Genomic DNA, 23,294 nt, shown 5'->3' on the forward strand with positions numbered 1-23,294 from the left:
GGCCGAAGTTGTCGCACCTGCACGAACTGGAAGTTCTCAACCCGGCGACGGAGGAGGTCATCGCCACCGTCCCGGGCGCCACCCCCGAGGCCGTCGACGCCGCGGTCGTACGGGCGGAAAAGGCACAGGTCCGATGGGCCGCCCTCGCTCCCGGGGAACGCGCCCGGCTGCTCCGCCGGTTCGCCGTCGTCGTGGACGAGCATCTGGAAGAGCTCGCCCGGTCGGAGGTCCGCGAGGCCGGTCACGTGATCGGCAACGCCCGCTGGGAGGCGGGCAATGTCCGTGACCTGCTCGACTACGCGGCCGGGGGAGTGGAGCGGTTGACCGGCCGCCAGATCCCGGTGCCGGGCGGTCTCGACATCACGATCCTCGAACCGCTGGGTGTCGTCGCCGTCATCGCGCCCTGGAACTTTCCGATGCCCATCGCGGCATGGGGTACGGCTCCGTCGCTCGCGGCGGGCAACGCGGTCATCCTCAAGCCCGCCGAGACGACACCACTGACGGCTCTGCGGCTGGCCGAACTCGCCCTGGAGGCGGGGCTTCCGGAGCATCTCTTCCAGGTACTCCCGGGGGCGGGCGCGATCACCGGCAACGCGCTGGTCGAGCACCCCGGGGTCGCGAAGATCGTCTTCACGGGGTCAACGGCCGTGGGCAAACAGGTGTTGGCGAAGGGCTCGGCGCTGCTCAAGCGCGTCACCCTCGAACTCGGCGGCAAGAGCCCCAACATCGTCTTCGCCGACGCCGACATCGAGGCAGCCGCGGCCGCCACCCCCATGTCCTTCCTCGACAACTCCGGCCAGGACTGCTGCGCCCGCACCCGCGTCCTCGTCCAGCGGTCCGTGTACGACCGCTTCCTCGAACTCCTCGCCCCGGCGATCGAGTCCGTGGTCGTCGGCGACCCGGCCGACGAGAAGACCGCCATGGGCCCGCTGATCTCCAAGTCCCAGCTGGAGCGCGTACGGTCGTATGTCACGGATGACTTGAGCGGCATCCGGGGCGCCGCCCCCGAAGGCCCCGGATTCTGGTTCCCGCCCACCGTTCTGACCGGAATCGAGTCCCACGCGCGCGTGGCCGTCGAAGAGGTCTTCGGACCGGTCGCCGTGCTCCTGCCCTTCGAGGACGAGGCCGACGCGATCCGCCTCGCCAACGCCACCGACTACGGCCTGTCCGGATCCATCTGGACCCGGGACGTGGGCCGCGCCCTGCGCGTGTCGAGCGCGGTCCGCGCCGGGAACCTGTCCGTCAACTCCCACTCCAGCGTCCGCTACTGGACCCCCTTCGGCGGCTTCAAGCAGTCCGGCATCGGCCGTGAACTCGGCCCGGACGCCCTGGCCGCCTTCACCGAAACCAAGAACGTCTTCATCAGCACGGAGGGCCCCGCACAGTGAGCGCATCGACCGACGACATCATCTGCCGCCGCCTGGTCGGCCGCACCGCCGTCATCACCGGGGCCGGCAGCGGCATCGGCCTCGCCACCGCCCGCCGGCTCGCCTCCGAGGGCGCCCACGTCGTCTGCGGCGACGTCGACGAGACCCGCGGCAAGGCGGCCGCCGAGGAGATCGGCGGCATCTTCGTGAAGGTCGACGTCACCGACCCCGAGCAGGTCGACGCGCTCTTCAAGACCGCGTTCGACACGTACGGGTCCGTCGACATCGCCTTCAACAACGCGGGTATCTCACCGCCCGACGACGACTCGATCCTGGAGACGGGCCTGGAGGCATGGAAGCGCGTCCAGGAGGTCAACCTCACGTCGGTGTACCTGTGTTGCAAGGCCGCGATCCCCTACATGCGGCAGCAGGGCAAGGGCTCGATCATCAACACCGCGTCGTTCGTGGCCCGGATGGGCGCGGCGACCTCGCAGATCTCGTACACGGCCTCCAAGGGCGGTGTGCTCGCCATGTCCCGTGAGCTGGGCGTGCAGTTCGCGCGGGAGGGCATCCGCGTGAACGCGCTGTGCCCCGGGCCGGTCAACACGCCCCTCCTCCAGGAACTGTTCGCCAAGGACCCGGAGCGGGCCGCGCGCCGCCTCGTACACATCCCGGTCGGCCGGTTCGCGCAGGCCGAGGAGATCGCCGCGGCGGTCGCGTTCCTCGCCAGCGACGACTCCTCGTTCGTGAACGCCACGGACTTCCTGGTGGACGGCGGAATCTCGGGAGCGTACGTCACGCCGTTGTAGGCCGCGGGCCGTTCGTGGCTGGTCGCGCAGTTCCCCGCGCCCCTGCGGGGCACGGTGGCTCACCGGAGTTCGCCGAAGCCGCCTAGAGTGCCGGGATGAGCATGACGCCCCCGCCCGGGTGGTACCGGGACCCCTCCGCCCCGCACGTGGAGCGCTGGTGGGACGGGACCGCCTGGACCGACCACCGGCGCTCACCCGAGGCGACGACGCCACAACAGCCGTACGCGCAGCCGCAATTCACGCCCTCGACGCCGACGGTACCGCTCGGGACCGGCGTCTCCGGCGGTTCTGGGGGCTCCGGCCGTGCGAAGGCGGTCGCCCTCACCGCCGCGGCGGTCGTGCTGGTCGCCGCGATCGTGACGGGCGCCGTCGTCCTGAGAGGGGACGACGGCGACCCGCAGACGCAGACCGCGCCGACGCCCACGTCGTCCGCGCCCACGAGTGCCGCGCCCTCGCCCTCGGAGTCCAGCTCCGAACCGTCCGCCGACGACCCCTCCGTCGTCGTGGACGAGCTCAACGGCATCACTCTGCCGCTCCTCGACGGCTGGGCCAGACCCCAGAGCGTCATCGAGGCCGACATCGTGATGACCACGTCCGGGACGTACGACTGCCCCGGCGACGACGGCCTCTGCCGCCACGGCACGGTCATCTCGCGCACGGTCACCTCGAACGACGAGAAGTCCCCCGAGACCCTCGCCAAGGACGACATCTCCGAGGCGGCCGACCGCGCCTACGACCGCAACAAGGTCAACCAGCGCCCCTTCCACGGCATCACCTCGCACGAGGTGGTCGGGCAGGGGTCGGTGGCGGTCGCGGGCCGCACCGGGTACTTCGTGCGCTGGCGCGTCAAGACCGAGGCGGGGCCCGGGGGTTACGTCCAGTCGATGGCGTTCCCGTCCAGCGTCGGCTCGGAGTCGATGGTCATGGTGCGGTACGCCTTCGACGCGGGCGAGGAGGGGCCGCCCCTCGCCGACATGGACCGGATCACCAAGGGGATCCGGCCGGTGGGCGACGAGGGCACGGGCGGCGGGGTGGGCAGCAGCATCGGCCCCACCCAGTAGCCGGCTCCGGCCCGCACGACAGGCTGGAGCCGACTGCCGACTGCCGACTGCCGACTGCCGACTGCCGACCGTCGGCTACAGGAACGTGTGGCCTTCCCCGCGATACGTCGGGACCGTCGCCGTCACCGCGTCGCCCTCCACGAGCTGCAGCACGTCGAACCGCTCGCACAGCTCCCCGGCCTTCGCGTGCCGGAACCACACCTTGTCGCCGATCAGCAGATCGTCCGCGGGCGAGCCGAGCAGCGGAGTCTGCACCTCGCCGGCCCCCTCCTGGGCGTCGTACCGAAGCCCCTCGGGCAGGTACGGCACGGGCGACCGGTCGGGGCCCGCGGCACCCGAGGCCGGGTAGCCGCCGCCGAGGACGGTCACCACACCCACCCCCGGCCTGCGCACGACGGGCTGCGCGAAGAGCGCGGCCGGACGCCCGCTGAACGACGTGTAGTTGTCGAAGAGCCGCGGCTGGTACAGCCCGGACCCGGCCGCGATCTCGGTCACCGAGTCCTCGGCCGCGGTGTGCTGGACGCTGCCCGTGCCACCGCCGTTGACGAACTCCAGGTCCGGCACGACGGCCCGGACCGCCCGCACGACGTCCGCACGGCGCTGCGCCAGCTCCTTGCGGGCCGTGGCCTGCATCAGCCGGATCGCACGCGACCGCAGCGGCCGCCCCTGCACGGAGTCGCCCACCCCCGCGATGTGCCCCTCGTACGCCATGATCCCGGCGAGCCGGAAACCGGGCCGACGAGCGACCGTACGGGCCATCTCGGCGACCTGGGCGGGGGAGTGGAGCGGCGAACGGCGGGCGCCGACCCGGACCCGGCCGCCGAGCATCTTCAGCGCGGTGTCCAACTCCAGGCAGACACGCACCTCTTCGCGTCCGCCGTCCCGGGCGTCGTCGATCAGCTTCAGCTGCGCCGGGTCGTCGACCATGACGGTCACGGCGGCCGCGAGCTTCGGATCGGCGGCGAGCTCCGCGTACGCCTTGCGGTCCGCGGACGGATACGCGAGCAGTACGTCCTCGAAACCGGAGCGCGCCAGCCACAGCGACTCGGCGAGCGTGAACGACATGATCCCGGCGAAGCCGTCCCGGGCCAGCACGCGTTCGAGCAGCGCACGGCAGCGTACGGACTTGCTCGCGACGCGTACGGGCTTGCCTGCTGCCCGCCGTACGAGATCCTCCGCGTTGGCGTCGAAGGCCTCCAGGTCCACGATGGCGACGGGTGCGTCTAGGTGAGCGGTGGCCCGGTCGTAACGGGCCCGGTCTGCGGCGCGGGCAGTCATGGGCGAAGCCTGCCAGACCTGATTACCGCAGGGTAGGGGGACGTTCCGGGCAGATGCCCCGGGCCTGCCGACTGGTTCCCACTCGCACAGCGTCAACCCGTAGAGTGACGCGCACGCAAGCAGGGAACGGGTCCGGAGGGGATCCTTCGGCGGGCCGGTCGCCGGGGCCGAGGAAACGGGGGGTGCATGAGCACGGAAGCGCGCCGCGCCTCCATTCCGCCACGTCCCTCGACGCCCCCCGAGCAGTCCGAGGGGCCCGGGGATACGGGAAACACGGACAACTCCGGTACGCCGTCGGGCCGTGGGGCCGCCGAGGCGCCCGAGAGCCCGGACCGCCGGCCCTGGCTCGACGCCTTCGGAACCGCGAGGTCGGGGCGTGCGGTGCACGAGCCCGGGGCCGCGGGTGTTCCGCGGCGACCCGAGGGACCCGGCGCCGACGACACGGACTCTCTGGCCGGGCGCGACTTCGGAGACGCTCCGCCGAGGCACGGCAGCGCGGGGACTCGGCCGGGCTCCGGCGCGCCGCACCGGCCGCACGCCTCGGACGGGACGACCGGCCCCCGAGGCACGTCCCCGGCCGCGTCGTCCCGCTTCCCGAACCTCCGTCCCGCCGGCGAACGGCGACACGAACCGGAGATGCCCCCGCCACCGCCCGCTTCGGCACGCTTCCCGGACACGCCGCCGCCCGACACGGGCGCCATGCCGCGCGTGGCCGGGACCGGAAAACCGCCCGCCCCACCGCGCCCGACGACCGGCCCACGCACCACCCCGACGAGCCCGGAGAACGCGCCTCGCCCACCCCGCCCGGCCGACACGACTCCGGGACGCACCGAACAGACGGCTCAGGGCCGTGCCAACCAGCCGGGCGTCCCACCGCGCCCACCGCGTGAACCCGGTGCGGCCCCAAGGACCACGGACCAGGCCGATGTCCCACGCCCTCCGGCGACCGAGCCGGGGATGAGCGCAGGGCGTGCCGACCGGGCGGGCGTTCCACCGCGTCCGGCACGTGAGCCTGGTGCGGCCCCAACGACCACCGACCGGGCCGATGTCCCAGGCCGCCCGGCCACCGAATCCGGGACGGGCACCCGCCGTGCCGAGTGGGCTGGTGTTCCGCCGCGTCTGGCGACGGAGGCCGGGACGGGCACGGGCCGTGCCGAGCGGGCGGGTGTTCCGTCGCGTCCGGTGACGGAAGCCGGGGCGGGTACAGGGCGTGCCGACCAGCCGGGCGTTCCACCGCGCCCGCCGCGTGAACCCGGTGCGGCCCCAAGGACCACCGAACAGGCCGATGTCCCACGCCGCCCGGCAACCGAATCCGGGACGGGCACGGGGCGTGCAGAGCGGGCGGGTGTTCCCCCGCGTCCGGCGACCGAGTCCGGGGCGGGTACTGGGCGTGCCGAGTGGGCTGGCGTTCCGCCGCGTCCGGTGACCGAGTCTGGGACGGGCACGGGGCGTGCAGAGCGGGCGGGTGTTCCCCCGCGTCCGGCGACCGAGGCCGGGGCGACCGCAGGGCGTGCCGGGCAGGCAGGCTTTGCGCAGCGCCCGGCGGGGGATCCGCATGATCCGAGGAGGAGTGCCGAGGGGGCGGCCGGGAGCCCGCCGCGTCCCGCGAGCGCGCCGGGAGGGGCGGGAGCGGCCGGTCGGAGCACTCGTGGCGCTTCGGGGACCGACGGTCCGTCGCGGTCCGCGGCCGAGTCCCGTAACCCGATGACGAACGGCGAGGGCAGGTCCGCCCCGCCTCGTCCCGCCACCGAGCCGAGGACGGCCAACGGCACCTCGCCGCAGCAGCGGCCCGCCAACGGTCTGCCCCTGCGCCCCTTCGCCCCGCCGAGGCCGGGCGCCGCCGAGCCCCGGGTTGCGCCGCCGAGCGGGCCCGGTGCCGCTGAACGCCGGGTCGCGCCGGCGTCCGGGCCGGGCGGCGCGGAACGTCCGGCCAGGCCGCCCGTTCCGCCGCGGCCGGGTATGTTCCACCCCTCCGCGCGGCGCACCGGGGCGCCCTGGGAGACTCCGTCGGAGACCACCACCAGGCTCCGGCCGGTTCCGGCCGACCCGCCCGCGGCGGCCGGCGCCCCGCGCCGCCACGACATTCACCTGTCCAGCTCGGCGGAGTCCTTCACGGACCCAACTCCGCACGTCACCGAGCCCCCGGACCCGGCCCACCGCCCCTTCGTGTCCCTCGCGGCCCCCGACACGTACGACAACGACACCGTCGAGCCGCGCACGGGAGGCGCCCGGCCGCGCCCCCGACTCGCGGCCGTGGTGACCTGCGTGGTGCTGGGGCTCGGGCTCATCGGCGGTGCGGTGACGGGCAGTTGGCTGAGCGGCGACAGCGCGGACGGGGCCGGAACACCGGACGCGTTCACGGCGGCCGGGGCCCTGTGGCACAGCATCCCCGTGGACGAACTCTTCCCGCCCACCGTCGACGGCCAGGGCGCGGGCCCCGGCGGCGCCGACCGCACATGGACCCGTATCGCCGTGGCCCCGGACAGCGGCTGCAAGGACGCCTTCGACCCGCTCCTGAGCAAGGCGCTCGCCCCCGCGGGCTGTCTGCGCCTCCTGCGTGCGACCTACACGGACGCCACCCGCAGCCACGTCACCACGGTCGGCCTGCTGTTCACGAAGGCCGACTCCGCGGCCATGGGCACCCTGCGCGCCCGGTTCAACGCGCAGGGCCTCGACCGGCGGCGCGACCTCATGCCCCGCCCGTACGCGGCACAGGGCACCCTCGCCACCGGGTTCGGCGACGCCCAGCGCGCCTCCTGGACCATCTCGGTCCTGACCGACGCCCCGGTCGTCGTCTACGCCGTCTCCGGCTTCGCCGACCGCCGTACCGTCACCGAACCGCAGCCCGCCGAGGACGCGATGAAGGCCGACGCCACCACGCCCGCCGCCCAGGGCGGCCTGGGCCACGACGCACAGGGCCTCGCCGACCGCATCGAGCGAAGCCTCCGGAAAACCGTCAACTCGGCCACGGAGAAGCCGTCATGACCCGCAGGGCCCTGCACAGGAAGGGACTCGCGGTCGGCCTCCTGGCCGCCACCATCGCGCTCCTGCCCTCCACCGCCGCTCACGCCGACGGCATCCGCGCCAAGCAGTGGGCCCTCGACGCGATGCACACGCGGGAGGCGTGGCAGACGACGAAGGGCAAGGGCATCACCGTCGCCGTACTCGACACGGGCGTCGACGACGAACACCCCGACCTTGAGGGCAACGTCCTCACCGGCAAGGACATGGTCGGCTTCGGCGCCGGCCGCGGCGACCGTCCCTGGGCCCGCCACGGCACCGCGATGGCCGGCATCATCGCCGGCCACGGACACGGCGTGGGCGACGCCGACGGAGTCATGGGCATCGCCCCCGAGGCGAAGATCCTCCCCGTCCGCGTGATCCTCGAAGACGGCGACTCCGCCCGCGGCAAGGCCCGCAACACCCGCGGCAACGCCCTCGCCGAAGGCATCCGCTGGGCCGCCGACCACGACGCCGACGTCATCAACCTCTCCCTCGGCGACGACTCCAAGTCCGCCCACCCCGAGGCCTCCGAGGACGCCGCCGTCCAGTACGCCCTGAAGAAGGGCTCAGTCGTCGTCGCCTCGGCCGGCAACGGCGGCGAGAAGGGCGACCACATCTCGTACCCGGCGGCCTACCCGGGCGTCATCGCCGCGACGGCCGTCGACCGCTACGGAACCCGCGCCTCGTTCTCCACCCGCCGTTGGTACGCCACGGTCAGCGCGCCCGGCGTCGACGTCGTCATCGCCGATCCGGACCGGAAGTACTACGAGGGCTGGGGCACGAGCGCCGCGTCGGCCTTCGTCTCCGGCGCTGTCGCCCTCATCAAGGCGGCCCACCCCGGTCTGTCCCCGGCCCAGATCAAACAGCTCCTTGAGGACACGGCCCGCGACGCCCCCACCGGCGGCCGCGACGACTCCCGGGGCTTCGGCTTCGTGGACCCCGCGGCGGCCATCAAGGCGGGCGCCGACCTGAAGCCCGAGGGCCTCAAGGCGGCGGCCCACAACAACAAGTACTTCGGCAAGGGCCCCGACGCCGCCAAGGAGGACAGCCCCACCTCCGCCTGGGTCGGCCCCCTGGCAGGCAGCACCGGCGGCGTCCTCCTGGTAGTGGCCATCATCCTCTGGCGAGGCAGCAGAAAACCGACCGAGCCCCGATAGGGGCGCGAGGAACTGCGCGACCAGCCCACCACGACCCGCACGTCACCCACCGGACCTCGCGGGAGCGTCAGTCCCCTCAAAACAGGACACGGCGGCCTTGGCAACCGCCTCCACCACCGAAATCCCCTTCTCCTTCGACGAGTTGCCGTCGGACAGCACAGCGACCAGAAACTCCCGACCGCCGCCCACACTCACCCGCCCCACACTGTTGATGTCCCACAACCCGGTCGCACTCCGAGGCAACCACCCGTTCTTCAGGGCGAATTCAGAGGCCCCCACACCGGACGCGGCCGCCGACACCCCCCAGTCCTGCCCCACGGCAACCTCCCCCATGAGCCCCGCCAGATACGCCCGGGACCCCTCGCTCAACTCCGACTCGTCCCCGAACACCTGCCGCAACAAGGTGAGTTGATCGGCGGCCGTGGTCTGCGTAAGCCCCCACAACGCCCCGTCCCCACCCTCGGTGTCCCGCAGCCCGAACCGCTCGTTCGCCGTCCGCAACCCCTCCGCCTGCCCGATCGCCGTCCACAGGGCCGTCGCCGACGCGTTGTCACTGTTCCGGATCATCGCGGTGGCGTACGTCTTCTCCTGCGCGCTGAGCCCCCGGCCCGCGTCCTGCGCCCGCAACAGCACCGAGGCCAGAATGTCGACCTTCACGATGCTCGCGGTGTCGAACGCCCCGTCCCCGTACACCGCGCTCTCGCCGGACGACACATCCAGCACCGCCACCGACACCGCCGCCCCGTCCTCGACGGCCACGGCCTCCACCGCCTCGGCGAGCAGCGCGTCCCGGTCCACCACGGGACTGGGCCTGGGCCTGGAACTGGCCGCAGCCGTGGGCACCGCCGAAGATTCCACCGTCGCCTCCATCGCTTCCGTCGCCCCCGACGAGGCCCCCGCACCACCGGACGCCACCGAGGAAGACACGAGCCCCTCGGCATCGTGCGCCTGTGCCTTCACGTACATCGTCCCCGAGGACGCGGCGCCCACGAGCACGACGGAGGCGACCGAGGCGTACACGAGAGACCTGCGAGGGGACGGACGGTCACCGCGCGGACGAGCCCTGTGGGGGAACATGCCGCGATCGTGGGCCCCGGCACTGTGCGCCCGGTTAGACGGATGTTAGAAGCGTGTCAGCGATCCCTGAGAAACGCGTGAACCCCGTGAACGCCGGGTTTCCGAGCGGCGCAAACCGCACGATCGGCCCACCGGACGGACCGGTTCTCCCCACCGGACGGACCGCCACCGCCCACCGATAGGCTCGGTGCCCGTGGCGAACAAGAACATCCCCGACCCCGGCTTCTCCGACGACGACGGCTCCGCCGACCCCCGGCTGAGCGCGGCGCTCACGGCCTGGGCCGAGGACCGGTCCGCGCACGGCCCCGTCCTCGCGGCGCTCAAGGGGGCCCGGCTCCTCGTCCCCGTTGTCGCGGTGCTCGGCGAGGTCGAGGAGGACGAGAACGGGCTGCGCCGCGAGAAGACCAGCGACATGGCCGTCCCCACCCTCAAGGCCGGCGGCCGGACGGCCCTGCCCGCCTTCACGTCCACCGAGTCGCTGGCCCGCTGGGACCCCGAGGCCCGCCCCGTCGCCGTACCCCTGCACCAGGCGCTCCAGGCGGCCGCCCACGAGAAGGCCGACACCGTCGTACTCGACCTGGCGGGCCCCGTCCCGTACGAGCTCACGGGTCCGGCCCTGCTGGCGCTCGCCGAAGGGCGTACCACGACGGACCCGCTGGCCGATCCGGCCGTGGTCGCCGCCGTCCGCGCGGCGGTCGCCGACGAACCCCTGGTGCTCCGCGCCCACCTCGGCCCCGGCCAGGCGGACGGCACCCTCGCCCTCGTACTGGACCCGTCCGCCGCCCCGGCCGAGACCGCCCAGGCCGTCGCCCGGCGTCTCGCCGCGGACGAAACACTGAGGGCCCGCCTGGTACGCGGCCTCGACCTGGCACTCCTGCCGGCCGAGGCGACGCCACCGGGCGAGCCCCTGTACGTACGCCAGTGATGGACGCACGTCACAAGTAGAAGCGGGCGAGACGTCACAAGGAGAAGCAGGCGAGACGTACGCCAGAAAAAGGTGCTGCCGGACGGGTCAGCCGAAGACCGGGCCCGTGTACTTCTCGCCCGGACCCTGGCCCGGCTCGTCCGGGACGAGTGACGCCTCGCGGAACGCCAGCTGCAGCGACTTCAGGCCGTCGCGCAGCGGGGCCGCGTGGAAGGAGCTGATCTCGGTCGCACTCGCGTCGAGCAGCCCGGCCAGTGCGTGCACCAGCTTGCGTGCCTCGTCGAGGTCCTTGTACTTGTCACCCTCCTCGGTCAGACCGAGCTTCACGGCGGCGGCGCTCATCAGGTTGACGGCGACCGTCACGAGGACCTCGACCGCCGGGACCTCCGCGATGTCGCGGGTCATGGCGTCGAAGTCGGGGTTCTCAGGAGGGGTCTCACTCATGCCCCACACGATAGGCCCCGGCCCGTCGGCCCTCGTCCGCGGGAGCGCTGTTCCCCTTCCGCCGTCCCCGTCGGCGGAACAGCCGGAGAACAGTGCATGCAGGCCGATTCGCACCACCCGGGGGGAGCTGCTAACCTTGTGTAACGACCGGCCGGTCACTCCTGTGCCCGGCCCGCAAGTGGAGGCTCCGATCTCCCACCCGACTGTCCTCAGGGACGGCGGGTCACCCGGTCAGGCGGCCACCATCGTTCCGTACGGACGATGGAGTCGCTGGATATGCGCCCCGCGGGCCACCGCGGCGGTGCTCCGGTCATTCTTGGAGCCACCGCCTGTGTCCTGTCCGGGGCATTTTTCATGTGCCGCGGTGGTTGGTCCAGTGAAACAGACATACGCGAGCTGTCTGCCAGACAGCCGTGTGGTGCTATCCGAGGAGGATCCATCAGCGCCGAGCCCCGCATCAACGACCGGATTCGCGTTCCCGAGGTGCGACTTGTCGGTCCCAGCGGCGAGCAGGTCGGGATTGTTCCGCTTGCCAAGGCCCTGGAGCTTGCGCAGGAGTACGACCTCGACCTGGTCGAGGTGGCCGCGAACGCGCGACCGCCGGTCTGCAAGCTCATGGACTACGGGAAGTTCAAGTACGAGTCGGCCATGAAGGCCCGTGAGGCGCGCAAGAACCAGGCGCACACGGTCATCAAGGAGATGAAGCTCCGGCCGAAGATCGACCCGCACGACTATGACACCAAAAAGGGTCACGTCGTCCGGTTCCTCAAGCAGGGCGACAAGGTCAAGATCACGATCATGTTCCGTGGTCGCGAGCAGTCCCGGCCGGAACTGGGCTACCGACTGCTGCAGCGTCTCGCTTCGGACGTCGAGGACCTCGGGTTCGTCGAGTCCAACCCGAAGCAGGACGGCCGAAACATGATCATGGTTCTCGGCCCGCACAAGAAGAAGACCGAGGCGATGGCCGAGGCCCGTGAGGCCCAGGCCGCCCGCAAGGCCGAGGCGAAGGCCAACCCGGGCAAGTCGCAGAACCATGCCGGTGACGACATCCCCGAAGGGGAGGTCGCCGACGCCGACACGGAGACCGCCGAGGCTCCGGCCGAGGCTTCCGCCGAGGCCTGATCCCGGGGCGCGAGTCCCAAGGGGGTTCCCGGACGCGAGTCCGGGGACGTCAACCGATACACATGACGTTCCGTTGTGCCCGGTTTCACGACCGGGCACAGGAGCGCCACTGACGAGGAGAGAACGGCGCTATGCCGAAGAACAAGTCGCACAGCGGTGCCAGCAAGCGCTTCAAGATCACCGGCTCCGGCAAGGTGCTCCGTGAGCGCGCCGGCAAGCGCCACCTGCTCGAGCACAAGTCGTCCCGCGTGACGCGTCGCCTCACCGGCAACGCCGAGATGGCCCCGGGCGACGCCAAGAAGATCAAGAAGCTTCTCGGCAAGTGACGTTCGGGCGCCTCGGCGCCGTACGTCTGGACCGGGACCCAATCGAATTCGGGCCGTGTGACGACCACCACGGCCCCGCTACAAGGAGTTAAAAAGTGGCACGCGTCAAGCGGGCAGTCAACGCCCACAAGAAGCGCCGGGCGATCCTCGAGGCGGCCTCCGGCTACCGCGGTCAGCGTTCGCGCCTGTACCGCAAGGCCAAGGAGCAGGTCACCCACTCGCTGGTCTACAACTACAACGACCGCAAGAAGCGCAAGGGTGACTTCCGTCAGCTGTGGATCCAGCGCATCAACGCTGCGGCCCGCCAGAACGGCATGACGTACAACCGCCTCATCCAGGGTCTGAAGGCCGCCAACATCGAGGTGGACCGCAAGATCCTCGCCGAGCTGGCCGTCAACGACGCCAACGCGTTCGCCGCGCTCGTCGAGGTCGCGCAGAAGGCCCTGCCGTCGGACGTCAACGCGCCGAAGGCTGCGTGACGCTCGCGCTGGCCTTGGCCGGAACTGCTGTGGACCCGCTCGCCTTTCGGCTTGCGGGTCCACTTGTGTTCTCCTCCGCCGCGCGTCGGGCCGGCCGGTTCGGCACCGCCGGAATCCGCCGTCGCGGCTGAGCGCCGCCGCGGCGGAAACGAGGGGCCCGCCCCTGGCCCCGTGAACCCCGCGGAATGACGTGCCCCACCCGTGAACCAAAGGTGAACCCATGCCTGTCGGCCCCGAGCTGATCTCCCCCCGTTCCGCGCGCGTATCGGCCGCCCGGCGGCTCGCGAAGCGGAACTTCCGGGGGAAGGAGCGGCTGTTCCTCGCGGAGGGACCGCAGGCCGTGCGGGAGGCCGCCGGGCATCGGGGGGACGGCGGCGAAACACTGGTCGAACTCTTCGCGACGCCGGACGCCGCCGAGCGGTACGCCGACATCGTGGGGGAGGCCCGGGACGCCGGGGCCCGGGTGCACCTCGCCGACGAGGACGTGATCGCGGACATCTCGACGACCGTCACTCCACAGGGACTCGTCGGGATCTGCCGGTTCCTGGACACGCCCTTCGAGGAGATCCTCAAGGCCGGGCCGAGGCTGGTCGCCGTACTGGCGAACGTCCGGGATCCCGGGAACGCCGGCACCGTCCTGCGCTGCGCGGACGCCGCGGGCGCCGACGCCGTCGTCCTCACCGACGCTTCCGTCGACCTCTACAACCCCAAGTCCGTACGGGCGTCGGTCGGTTCGCTGTTCCATCTGCCCGTCGCGATCGGCGTACCCGTGGAGCACGCGGTGCGGGGTCTGAAGGACGCCGGGGTGCGGATTCTCGCCGCCGACGGCGCGGGCGAGGACGACCTCGACGACGAGCTCGACAAGGGCACCATGAGCGGTCCCACCGCCTGGGTCTTCGGGAACGAGGCGTGGGGGCTCCCGGAGGAGACACGTGCGCTGGCGGACGCCGTCGTGCGCGTACCCATTCACGGCAAGGCCGAGAGCTTGAACCTCGCGACGGCGGCCGCCGTATGTCTCTACGCGTCGGCTCGTGCGCAGCGTGCCCGCCGTGCTGGTTCCTGAGGGGGTCCGTTTCGTCACTCCCAGCTAGTAGGGTGACGGGCTCGGGGGCCCTGCGCCAGACGAGAGGTGGGGTACGGGGATGAGCGTCGGCACGAGCGGTGCGAAGAGCGCACTGCGGGCACATGACGTGCGGAGCGCGCCCGCGTCCCGGCATGTCGATCTCGCCGAACTCGGCATCGACCCCGACGAGCTGCCCGACGGACTCGTGATCGCCGACGAGCGCGGCCGGGTGATCTGCTTCAACGCCGCGGCCGCCCGCATCACCGCCACGTCCGCCGCCGACGTCCTCGGCCGGCACCTCGAGTGGGCCCTGCCCTTAGAGGACCTCGAAGGCCGCCGCTGGTGGCAGCTGACCGACCCGTACGGCGGGCTGGCGATCCGGGTCGGACAGCCCGAGCGCAATCTGCTGCTCCCGGGGGGCCGGGAGGTCCTGGTCTCGGCAAGGTACGTGCGCGTGCGGCCCACCGGCCCGATCCGCCGGGTCGTCGTCTCCCTCCGCGACACCGAGGCCCGCCGCCGCACCGAGCGCAGTCACGCCGAGCTGATCGCCACGGTCGCCCACGAACTCCGCTCGCCGCTCACCTCCGTGAAGGGCTTCACCGCGACGCTGCTCGCCAAGTGGGAGCGGTTCACGGACGACCAGAAGAAGCTGATGCTGGAGACGGTGGACGCGGACGCCAACCGGGTCACCCGCCTCATCGCGGAACTCCTCGACATCTCGCGCATCGACTCAGGGCGCCTCGAACTGCGCCGCCAGCCCGTCGACATAGGCGCCGCCGTCGGCCGGCACATCCAGGCGTACGTCGCCTCCGGCCAGTCGGCCGACCGCTTCCTGCTGCGCATCGGCCAGCCCCTGCCCGATCTGTGGGCCGACCCCGACAAGGTCGACCAGGTGCTCAGCAACCTGCTGGAAAATGCCGTGCGGCACGGCGAGGGAACCGTCACCATCGACGTGGAGCCCGCGCCGTCCCTCCGTGAAGGAGAGGACGCCTGCACGTCGGTCACGGTGAGCGACGAAGGCCCCGGCATCCCGGAGGAGTCCATGAACCGCGTCTTCACCCGCTTCTGGCGGGGCAGCAAGCGCGGAGGCACCGGCCTCGGGCTCTACATCGTCAAGGGCATCGTCGAAGCCCATGGCGGCACCATCACGGTCGGCCGCGCCCCCGAGGGCGGCGCACAGTTCCGATTTACGTTGCCCGTGGGCACCCCGGCGTACCTGCAGTAACGCTGAGAGAGCCCCACGGGCGCATTCGCATACCTCACCCCCGTTAGACTCGGCCTTTGGCACCTTTGCGTCCCCTTTTCAGGGACCGGGCGTCCCGCGAGTCGCGACGGGGACCGTTGGCCAACCAATCGGAAGCACGGGAAGAGATGTCGGCACCGAACAAGTCGTACGACCCTGTTGAGGTCGAGGCACTGAAACCGGAAGAGATCGAGCGCATGCGGGACGAGGCGCTCGCCGCCTTCGCCGCCGCCGGTGACCTCGACGCGCTCCAGGAGGCCAAGGTCGCCCACACCGGTGGCGCCTCGCCGCTGGCCCTCGCCAACCGCGAGATCGGCGCCCTGCCCCCGCACGCCAAGGCCGCCGCCGGCAAGCTGGTCGGCCAGGCCCGCGGTGCGGTGAACAAGGGGCTCGCAGGCCGCCAGGCCGAACTGGAGGCCGAGCGCGACGCACGCGTGCTGGTCGAGGAGGCCGTGGACGTCACGCTGCCCTACGACCGTGTACCGGCCGGCGCCCGGCACCCGCTGACCACCATGATGGAGCGGGTCGCGGACGTCTTCGTGTCCATGGGATACGAGATCGCCGAGGGCCCCGAGGTCGAGGCGGAGTGGTTCAACTTCGACGCCCTGAACTTCGGCCCGGACCACCCGGCCCGGCAGATGCAGGACACCTTCTTCGTACAGGGCCCCAAGGGCGCCGACAGCGACGGCGAGTCCGGTGTCGTGCTCCGGACGCACACCTCGCCCGTGCAGGCCCGCGCGCTGCTCGACCGGGAGCCGCCCGTCTACGTCGTGTGCCCCGGCCGCGTCTACCGCACCGACGAGCTGGACGCCACGCACACCCCGGTCTTCCACCAGATCGAGCTGCTCGCCGTCGACGAGGGCCTGACCATGGCCGACCTCAAGGGCACCCTGGACCACATGGTCCAGTCGCTCTTCGGCGCGGACATGAAGACCCGGCTGCGCCCGAACTACTTCCCCTTCACCGAGCCGTCCGCCGAGATGGACATGCTCTGCTATGTCTGCAAGGGCGAGTCCGTCGGCAACCCCGACCGCTCCTGCCGCACCTGTTCCAGCGAGGGCTGGATCGAGCTGGGCGGCTGCGGCATGGTCAACCCGCGTGTGCTGACCGCCTGCGGTGTGGACCCCGAGAAGTACAGCGGATTCGCCTTCGGGTTCGGCATCGAGCGGATGCTGATGTTCCGCCACAACGTCGAAGACATGCGAGACATGGTCGAGGGTGACGTCCGGTTCACCCGGCCGTTCGGGATGGAGATCTGATGCGGGTCCCGCTTTCCTGGCTGCGGGAGTACGTCGACCTCCCCGCCACCGAGACCGGCCGCGATGTGCAGGCCAAGCTCGTGTCCGCCGGCCTGGAGGTCGAGAGGGTCGAGCAGCTCGGCGCCGACCTCAAGGGCCCCCTCGTCGTCGGCAAGGTGCTGACCATCGAGGAGCTGGAGGGCTTCAAGAAGCCCATCCGCTTCTGCACGGTCGACGTCGGCACGGCCAACGGCACGGGGGAGCCGCAGGAGATCGTCTGCGGCGCCCGCAACTTCGCCGTCGGCGACAAGGTCGTCGTGGTTCTGCCCGGCGCCGTCCTGCCCGGCAACTTCGCGATCGCCGCGCGCAAGACGTACGGCCACACCTCGCACGGCATGATCTGCTCCGGCGACGAGCTGGGCATGGGCGACGACGGCAGCGGCGGCATCATCGTCCTGCCGCCCGAGCACGAGGTCGGCACCGACGCCGTCGAACTGCTCGAACTCGTCGACGAGGTCCTCGACATCGCCGTCACGCCCGACCGCGGCTACGCCCTGTCGATGCGCGGTGTCGCCCGCGAGGCCGCCACCGCGTACGGGCTGCCGCTGCGCGACCCGGCGCTGCTCGACGTACCGGGTCCGAACGCCTTCGGCTACCCCGTGCAGGTGTCCGACCCGCAGGGCTGCGACCGCTTCACCGCGCGTACCGTCACCGGTCTGTCGCCCGAGGCGCGCTCCCCGATCTGGCTGCGGCGCCGCCTCCAGAAGGCGGGCATGCGCCCGATCTCGCTGGCCGTCGACATCACCAACTACGTGATGCTGGAGCTCGGTCAGCCCCTGCACGCGTACGACCGCTCGCGTGTCCAGGGCACGATCGGTGTGCGCCGGGCCGAGCCGGGCGAGAAGCTCACCACCCTCGACGGCACCAAGCGCACGCTGGATGCCGAGGACCTGGTGATCACCGACGACCGCGGGCCGATCGGCCTGGCCGGTGTCATGGGCGGTGCCAACACCGAGATCGACGACACCGAGGGCACCACCACCGAGGTCGTCGTCGAGGCCGCGCACTTCGACCCGATCTCCATCGCGCGCACGGCCCGCCGGCACAAGCTGGCCTCCGAGGCGTCCAAGCGCTTCGAGCGGGGCGTCGACCCGGAGGCCACGTCCGCCGCCGCCCAGCGCACGGTCGACCTGCTGGTCCTCCTCGCGGGCGGCACCGCCGACGGGGGCGTCACCGAGGTCATCGCGCCCTCGGCGCCGCGCACGATCAGCATCCCGGCCGACCACCCGGACAAGGTCGCGGGCGTCGACTACGGCCGCGAGACCGTCGTACGCCGTCTGCAGCAGGTCGGCTGTGACGTCTACGGGCAGGACGAGCTGATCGTCACCGTGCCGTCCTGGCGGCCCGACCTGACGGACCCGAACGACCTGGCCGAAGAGGTCATCCGCCTTGAGGGCTACGAGAACCTGCCCTCGACGCTGCCGAAGCCCCCGGCGGGCCTCGGCCTCACCGACCGGCAGCGGCTGCACCGCCGGGTCGGCCGCGCGCTGGCCGGCGCCGGCTATGTCGAGGCGCTGAACTACCCGTTCATCGGCGAGCACGTCTTCGACCAGCTCGGCCTGGCCGCCGACGATCCCAAGCGCAAGGTCGTCAAGCTGGTCAACCCGCTCTCCGACGAGGAGCCCGCGCTCCGTACGACGCTGCTGCCGGGCCTCCTGCAGGCCCTGCGCCGCAACGACGGGCGGGGCTCGCACGACCTGGCGCTCTTCGAGACGGGCCTGGTCTTCCACCCGCAGGACGAGCTGCGCGTGGCGGTGCGGCTGCCCGTCGACCGCCGTCCCACGGACGAGGAGATCGCGTCCCTCACCGACGCGCTCCCCGTCCAGCCCCGGCACGCCGCCGTCGTCCTCGCGGGCGCCCGTGAGCAGGCCGGCTGGTGGGGCAAGGGCCGCCCGGCCGACTGGGCCGACGCTGTCGAGGCCGCGCGCGCCCTCGCCCACGAGGCGGGGACCGAACTCCTCGTGCGCCAGGGCCAGTACGGGCCGTGGCACCCGGGCCGCTGCGCCGAGCTCGCCGTCGTCGTGGATGGCGCCGAGCGGGTCATCGGGTACGCGGGCGAGCTGCACCCCCGTGTCCTCAAGGCCCTGGGGCTGCCCGCGCGCACCTGCGCGACGGAGCTGAACCTGGATGCGCTGGAGCAGGCGAGTGCGGGGCTGCCCAAGGGCCCGCACGTGTCGACCTTCCCGGTCGCCACGCAGGATGTCGCGCTGGTCGTCTCCGGGGACGTACCGGCGGCCGACGTCGAAGCCGCGCTCCGCGAGGGGGCGGGTGAACTGCTGGAGTCCATCCGGCTGTTCGACGTCTATGAGGGTGAGCAGCTCGGTGAGGGGCGGAAGTCGCTGGCGTACGCGTTGCGCTTCCGCGCGGACGATCGCACGTTGACCGTGGACGAGGCCTCCGCGGCGCGTGACGCTGCGGTTGCCCTCGCGGGCGAGCGTGCGGGGGCTGTTCTTCGGAGCTAGCTCCACTGGTGGTGCCGGGGAACTGCGGGTTGTTGGCTGGCTGCGGGTGCGTCGTGGCTTGTCGCGCAGTTCCCCGCGCCCCTTTGAGGGGCCCGTGGCTGGTCGCGCTCTCGCGGCGGAGCCGCAAAATTTCACAGCCCCGCGCCCCTTTCGGGGCGCTGTTCGTGTCACCTCACTCATTTGGGTGACAAGTGTGGGCGATCTGGGCCGATGGGGGCAGGCGGTCGACAGAATCGACCCGGCCGAACAGGCCGGTGCCTGCGCTGAACAGGGCCTTAGGGGGGCCATCGGCATGATCCATACCAAGGCTGGAGGTCTCCGTCGGGCCAGTCCCGGGGTGAGCCACCGGACACGATGGCGGAAAACGGTATCGCACACACTCGGTCGCACACAGGCCGACAGACTGCGCCGAGCCCGGGCCCGCCGGCTGGGCCGCAGCGAGGCCCGCCGGCTCGGCCGGGACCAGCAGCGACTGCGGCGGGTGCTGGAGATGGGGCTGCCCGCCGCGTGGGGCGCGGCGGCGATCACGTACAAACTGGCCTGTCCGCTCGCCCAGGAGGACGGGCTCGGTGCCCGGATCGTCACCTGTGCCGTCTTCTTCGCCGTCGGTACGGGCCTGATGCTGCACGTCAGACGGGGACTGCTGCGCGAACTCCGGCAGATCCGCAAGGTCGCGGGGGCTGCCCAGGGCGCCCTCCTCCGCCCGCTGCCGCCGCGCATCGAGGGGCTGAACATCGCGGCGGCGCAGTTCTCCGCCGACCGCGGGGCCACCGTCGGGGGAGACCTGTACGAGGTGATCGGCACCGAGCACGGTGTGCGGATCGTGATGGGCGACGTCCGCGGGCACGGGCTCGCCGCTCTCGGTACCGTCGCCGCCGTGCTCGGCAGCTTCCGCGAGGCCGTCCACGACGAGGCCGAACTCGCGGGCGTACTACGGAGGCTGGAGCGCGCCATGGCCCGCCATCTGCGGGAGCGCGCGAGGGCCGAGCACCCCTCGTCCGGGCTCGACCCCGACAACCCGGTCGCCGAGGAGTTCGTCACCGTGCTGCTCCTGGAGATCGGTCCCGACGGCGAGATGCGTGCCCTCAACTGCGGTCACCCGCGGCCGTATCTGCTGCGCCGCCACGCGGAACCGGTCGGTGTACGAGGACATGTGGAGCACCTCGCCGTCGGTGACCCCCTGCCTCCCCTCGGGCTCTTCCCTCTCCCCGCCGAACTGCCCGTCGTCCACTGCGGGCCCTTCCTGCCCGGCGATGCGCTGTTCCTGCACACCGACGGCGTCGAGGACGCCCGCGACAGCGACGGCCGGTTCTTTCCCCTCACGACCACACTCACCGAGGCGGCCCGCACCCAGCCGCTCGCACCTCACTCCGTACTCCGCACCGTCTTCACCCAACTGCTGCGCCACGCGGGAGGATTCCCGACGGACGACGTAGCCGTACTGGTCCTGCGCAACGATCGTCAGCACGGTCGGGCCCCCATAGGGGCGCGGGGAACTGCGCGACCAGCCACGCTGGACCCGCAGCCGACCAACCACCTCTAGTCATCCGGTGCTTGGTCGTCCGGCCCGACCCAGCGGAGCGAACCGGCGGAGCCGTCCGCCCCGCCACGGAGTGTCGGGCAGGCAGCTGGGCGGACGGCGCGAATCGGGCCGCCGCACTGTACGAGGGGGAGCCGGCGGCCCGGCCGGCCTCTTACGAGGCAATTCAGTCAACCGGGTAGCAACTCTCCGCAACAGCGCGCGTACTGCCCGGATTCGGGCACTCCGTTCACACCCCGTGTGAAGGCGGAGGCGCTACGTTAAGCAGCACCGTCTGCACCGAGCCACCGGATGGCATTCATGCAGCCCAACACTCTGCTCGACGCGATCCTCGACGAGGCCGGTGTCTCGCACGCGGGGCTCGCGGCCCATGTGAACCAGGCAGGCCGGGCACGTGGCCTCGCGCTCCGTTACGAACACACGGCAGTGGCGCGATGGTTGAAGGGGCAGCGACCGCGCGGCCAGGTACCCGACCTGATCTGCGAGGTACTCGCCGGCCGGCTCCAACGCCCCGTCACACTCGACGACATCGGCCTCGGAGTGCCCGGCGAACCGGCCACTCCGCACGGCACGACGCTCTCCGGTTTCGTGGAGCGCGCCACCGCGCTGTGGCGCTCCGACGAACAGCAGCGCCCGCACATCCTGGGCGCCCCCGCCGTCACCGGCACACCCGCCGTGATGCCCGTGTGGGAGTGGGAGAACCCTCCCGAGGACGTGGACGTCTCGCGCGGCGGCCGGCACCGCGTGAGCATGTCCGACATCGAGATGCTGCGCGCCGCCCGCGCCCACTACGAGCAGATGTACCGCAAGGCCGGTGGTGTGGCGACCCGTACCCGCATCGTCGGCTTCCTCAACTCGGAGACCGCGCCGCTCCTCAGGGGCAGCTACACCGACGCCACCGGCCGCCAGCTGCACCGGGCCACCGGCGGCCTGGTGGCGATCGCGGGCATCTGCGCGTACGACTCCGACGCGCACGGCCTGGCCCAGCGGTACTTCCACCAGGCGCTCAGACTCGCGAAGGCCAGCGGGGACAGGGGACTTGGCGCCTATGTCATCGCGCTCCTCGTCAACCAGGCGCTGTTCATGCGCGAGCACCGGCAGGCGGTCGCCTTCGCGGAGGCCGCGCTGCGTGCCGCGGGCCGGCACATCACTCCGGCGCTCGCGTCGGACCTCTACGCGATGCAGGCCAAGGCGTACGCGCACCTCGGCGACGGCAGCAGCGCGCTGTCCTGCATCCGGCGTGCCGAACAGGCCGCCGAGCGCATCCGGCGCGGCTACGAACCGGACGAGACCGGCTATGTCCAGCCCGGTCTTGTCAACGTACAGGTGGCGGAGGCCCTCTTGAGCCTCGGCGACCTGTCCGCCGCGCGGGAGCACGCCGCGGCGGCCGTGGACAACCCGGCGCACGACCGGGGCAGGGTGCACCGGCTCGCCATGCTCAGCCAGATCGAACTGCGTCAGGGCAACGCCGACAAGGCGGTGGTCACCGCGGTCGAAATGGCGGAGCGGGCGCGGGGAATGGAGTCCCAGCGGCTGCGCGACAGACTGCGGGCGGTACGCGAACACCTGGTGGCCAACGGGTGCGCGGGAACCTCCGAAGCCGCTGAACTCATCGACGGAGCACTGCGCGTACCGCTCTAGACGTTCCGGCCACCGCGGGGAGCCTCCGAGCCTCCCCGCGGTGGGCAACTCTGCGCCTGCCGCTGCGCTGTGAAGACGCTCCTGCTGCCATATTGCCATCTACTCGGCGGAAGGTGGCAGAACAGTGCAGTGGACGAAACTGAACGAACAAACTGTGTACGCAAACCGCTGGTTCAGCGTCAATCTCGCAGATGTCGAGTTGCCGGACGGTCGGCACCTCGATCACTTCTTAATACGGCTGCGGCCCGTCGCCGTGGCCACTGTGGTGAACGAGGCGAACGAGGTGCTTCTTCTGTGGCGGCACCGCTTCATCACCGACAGCTGGGGATGGGAGCTTCCCGCGGGTGTCGTCGAGGACGGCGAGGACATCGCCGTCGCGGCGGCCCGCGAACTGGAGGAGGAGACCGGGTGGCGACCGGGACCCCTGCGCCATCTGATGAGCGTCGAGCCGTCCAACGGGCTCACCGACGCACGGCACCACATCTACTGGGCCGACGAGGGCGCGTACATCGGGCATCCCGTGGACGACTTCGAGTCCGACCGTCGGGAATGGGTTCCCCTCAAGCTCGTCCCCGACATGGTCGCCCGCGGCGAGGTCCCGGCCGCCAACATGGCAGCCGCACTGCTCCTCCTGCACCATCTGAGGCTCGGGCAGGACGCTTTGCCCTGATCCCCCCATCGCGTCCTGGGGCCTAGCGGCCCAGAGCCTGATAGACCGCCACGGCGAGCGCGCCCACGGCCGTGACGACCGCTACCGCGCGCAGCGGCCAGCGGGTGTGTTCCAGGGTGACGATCCGTGCGCTCAGGTCGTTCACCTCCTTGGCGGTCTGTTCGGCACGATGGCTGAGCAGAGCCAGACCGCCCTCGACGCGGGCATGAGCCACATCGAGTCGGCGGCGTAACTCTGCGAGTTCTCCTTGGACCACGGGATGCTCCGGGTCGGCGGTCACGGGTCCGCTCCTTTCCGTAGTCGGCACATCCGCTTCATGCGCACGGAAA

The 23,294-nt window shown here is 71.7% G+C and carries 20 protein-coding genes; 16 read left to right on the forward strand and 4 right to left on the reverse strand.

Annotated elements, in window-relative coordinates:
* The first annotated feature begins 8 nt into the window (after positions 1–8).
* From ACFWXQ_RS14415 to ACFWXQ_RS14425, 3 genes are all read left to right on the forward strand, one after another.
* The gene (locus ACFWXQ_RS14415) at positions 9–1,388 is read left to right on the forward strand and encodes an aldehyde dehydrogenase family protein (RefSeq protein ID WP_383954897.1); all 1,380 of its coding nucleotides are present in this window, start codon (positions 9–11) and stop codon (positions 1,386–1,388) included.
* Complete coding sequence (locus ACFWXQ_RS14420; protein ID WP_266741593.1) at positions 1,385–2,176, forward strand: 3-oxoacyl-ACP reductase; 792 nt, start codon at positions 1,385–1,387, stop codon at positions 2,174–2,176. Before ACFWXQ_RS14415 ends, ACFWXQ_RS14420 begins: the two co-directional genes overlap by 4 nt.
* Positions 2,177–2,277: 101 nt before the next feature.
* Positions 2,278–3,237: a DUF2510 domain-containing protein gene (locus ACFWXQ_RS14425; RefSeq protein WP_383937274.1), complete on the forward strand. Its 960-nt coding sequence runs from the start codon at positions 2,278–2,280 to the stop codon at positions 3,235–3,237.
* Between the two features lie 75 nt (positions 3,238–3,312).
* Here ACFWXQ_RS14425 and ACFWXQ_RS14430 read toward each other — a convergent pair whose 3' ends face one another.
* On the reverse strand, positions 3,313–4,515 hold the full coding sequence (locus ACFWXQ_RS14430) for an amino acid deaminase/aldolase (protein ID WP_383937170.1): 1,203 nt from the start codon (positions 4,513–4,515) through the stop codon (positions 3,313–3,315).
* Positions 4,516–6,219: 1,704 nt separating this feature from the next.
* Here ACFWXQ_RS14430 and ACFWXQ_RS14435 point away from each other — a divergent pair.
* Both ACFWXQ_RS14435 and mycP read left to right on the forward strand, forming a co-directional pair.
* Positions 6,220–7,500, forward strand: a complete 1,281-nt coding sequence (locus tag ACFWXQ_RS14435; protein ID WP_383937172.1) for a hypothetical protein — start codon at positions 6,220–6,222, stop codon at positions 7,498–7,500.
* Positions 7,497–8,675 (forward strand): type VII secretion-associated serine protease mycosin, encoded by a 1,179-nt coding sequence (gene mycP, locus ACFWXQ_RS14440; protein WP_383937174.1) that lies wholly within the window; start codon positions 7,497–7,499, stop codon positions 8,673–8,675. The genes ACFWXQ_RS14435 and mycP overlap by 4 nt, the downstream gene beginning before the upstream one ends.
* A gap of 42 nt (positions 8,676–8,717) precedes the next feature.
* Here mycP and ACFWXQ_RS14445 read toward each other — a convergent pair whose 3' ends face one another.
* Positions 8,718–9,752 carry a serine hydrolase gene (locus ACFWXQ_RS14445; RefSeq protein WP_383937176.1) on the reverse strand — a complete coding sequence of 345 codons (1,035 nt, stop codon included), beginning with the start codon at positions 9,750–9,752 and terminating at the stop codon, positions 8,718–8,720.
* Between the two features lie 193 nt (positions 9,753–9,945).
* On the opposite strand from ACFWXQ_RS14445, the gene ACFWXQ_RS14450 reads away from it, so the two are divergent.
* On the forward strand, positions 9,946–10,677 hold the full coding sequence (locus ACFWXQ_RS14450; protein WP_383937178.1) for an SseB family protein: 732 nt from the start codon (positions 9,946–9,948) through the stop codon (positions 10,675–10,677).
* 87 nt (positions 10,678–10,764) lie between these two features.
* Here the strand turns inward: ACFWXQ_RS14450 and ACFWXQ_RS14455 are convergent, their stop codons facing one another.
* Positions 10,765–11,121: a DUF1844 domain-containing protein gene (locus tag ACFWXQ_RS14455; protein WP_361891638.1), complete on the reverse strand. Its 357-nt coding sequence runs from the start codon at positions 11,119–11,121 to the stop codon at positions 10,765–10,767.
* Positions 11,122–11,604: 483 nt separating this feature from the next.
* Here ACFWXQ_RS14455 and infC point away from each other — a divergent pair, with 483 nt between their 5' ends.
* The 10 genes from infC to ACFWXQ_RS14505 all read left to right on the forward strand — a co-directional run bounded on the left by infC (position 11,605) and on the right by ACFWXQ_RS14505 (position 22,965).
* Positions 11,605–12,243: a translation initiation factor IF-3 gene (gene infC / locus ACFWXQ_RS14460; protein WP_234048511.1), complete on the forward strand. Its 639-nt coding sequence runs from the start codon at positions 11,605–11,607 to the stop codon at positions 12,241–12,243.
* 131 nt (positions 12,244–12,374) lie between these two features.
* Complete coding sequence (rpmI, locus tag ACFWXQ_RS14465; RefSeq protein WP_019065473.1) at positions 12,375–12,569, forward strand: 50S ribosomal protein L35; 195 nt, start codon at positions 12,375–12,377, stop codon at positions 12,567–12,569.
* Positions 12,570–12,664: 95 nt separating this feature from the next.
* Positions 12,665–13,048, forward strand: coding sequence for a 50S ribosomal protein L20 (rplT, locus tag ACFWXQ_RS14470; protein WP_003970214.1), 384 nt, complete (start codon positions 12,665–12,667; stop codon positions 13,046–13,048).
* 220 nt (positions 13,049–13,268) lie between these two features.
* Positions 13,269–14,111 (forward strand): TrmH family RNA methyltransferase, encoded by an 843-nt coding sequence (locus ACFWXQ_RS14475; protein WP_383937181.1) that lies wholly within the window; start codon positions 13,269–13,271, stop codon positions 14,109–14,111.
* A gap of 79 nt (positions 14,112–14,190) precedes the next feature.
* The gene (locus tag ACFWXQ_RS14480) at positions 14,191–15,336 is read left to right on the forward strand and encodes an ATP-binding protein (protein WP_383937183.1); all 1,146 of its coding nucleotides are present in this window, start codon (positions 14,191–14,193) and stop codon (positions 15,334–15,336) included.
* A gap of 146 nt (positions 15,337–15,482) precedes the next feature.
* The gene (gene pheS, locus ACFWXQ_RS14485) at positions 15,483–16,613 is read left to right on the forward strand and encodes a phenylalanine--tRNA ligase subunit alpha (protein WP_383937185.1); all 1,131 of its coding nucleotides are present in this window, start codon (positions 15,483–15,485) and stop codon (positions 16,611–16,613) included.
* Positions 16,613–19,114 carry a phenylalanine--tRNA ligase subunit beta gene (gene pheT / locus ACFWXQ_RS14490; protein WP_383937187.1) on the forward strand — a complete coding sequence of 834 codons (2,502 nt, stop codon included), beginning with the start codon at positions 16,613–16,615 and terminating at the stop codon, positions 19,112–19,114. The genes pheS and pheT overlap by 1 nt, the downstream gene beginning before the upstream one ends.
* Positions 19,115–19,604: 490 nt before the next feature.
* Positions 19,605–20,657, forward strand: a complete 1,053-nt coding sequence (locus ACFWXQ_RS14495) for a PP2C family protein-serine/threonine phosphatase (RefSeq protein WP_383937276.1) — start codon at positions 19,605–19,607, stop codon at positions 20,655–20,657.
* Between the two features lie 297 nt (positions 20,658–20,954).
* On the forward strand, positions 20,955–22,295 hold the full coding sequence (locus ACFWXQ_RS14500) for a hypothetical protein (RefSeq protein WP_055613930.1): 1,341 nt from the start codon (positions 20,955–20,957) through the stop codon (positions 22,293–22,295).
* 124 nt (positions 22,296–22,419) lie between these two features.
* A complete protein-coding gene (locus ACFWXQ_RS14505; protein ID WP_055613886.1) occupies positions 22,420–22,965 on the forward strand; it encodes an NUDIX hydrolase in 546 nt (181 codons plus the stop codon).
* A 22-nt stretch (positions 22,966–22,987) separates the two neighbouring features.
* Here the strand turns inward: ACFWXQ_RS14505 and ACFWXQ_RS14510 are convergent, their stop codons facing one another.
* On the reverse strand, positions 22,988–23,245 hold the full coding sequence (locus tag ACFWXQ_RS14510; protein WP_383937189.1) for a hypothetical protein: 258 nt from the start codon (positions 23,243–23,245) through the stop codon (positions 22,988–22,990).
* Between the last annotated feature and the right edge of the window lie 49 nt (positions 23,246–23,294).

It is taken from the genome of Streptomyces sp. NPDC058697 (genome assembly GCF_042715345.1).
GTDB classification, from domain to species: Bacteria; Actinomycetota; Actinomycetes; order Streptomycetales; family Streptomycetaceae; genus Streptomyces; species Streptomyces liliifuscus.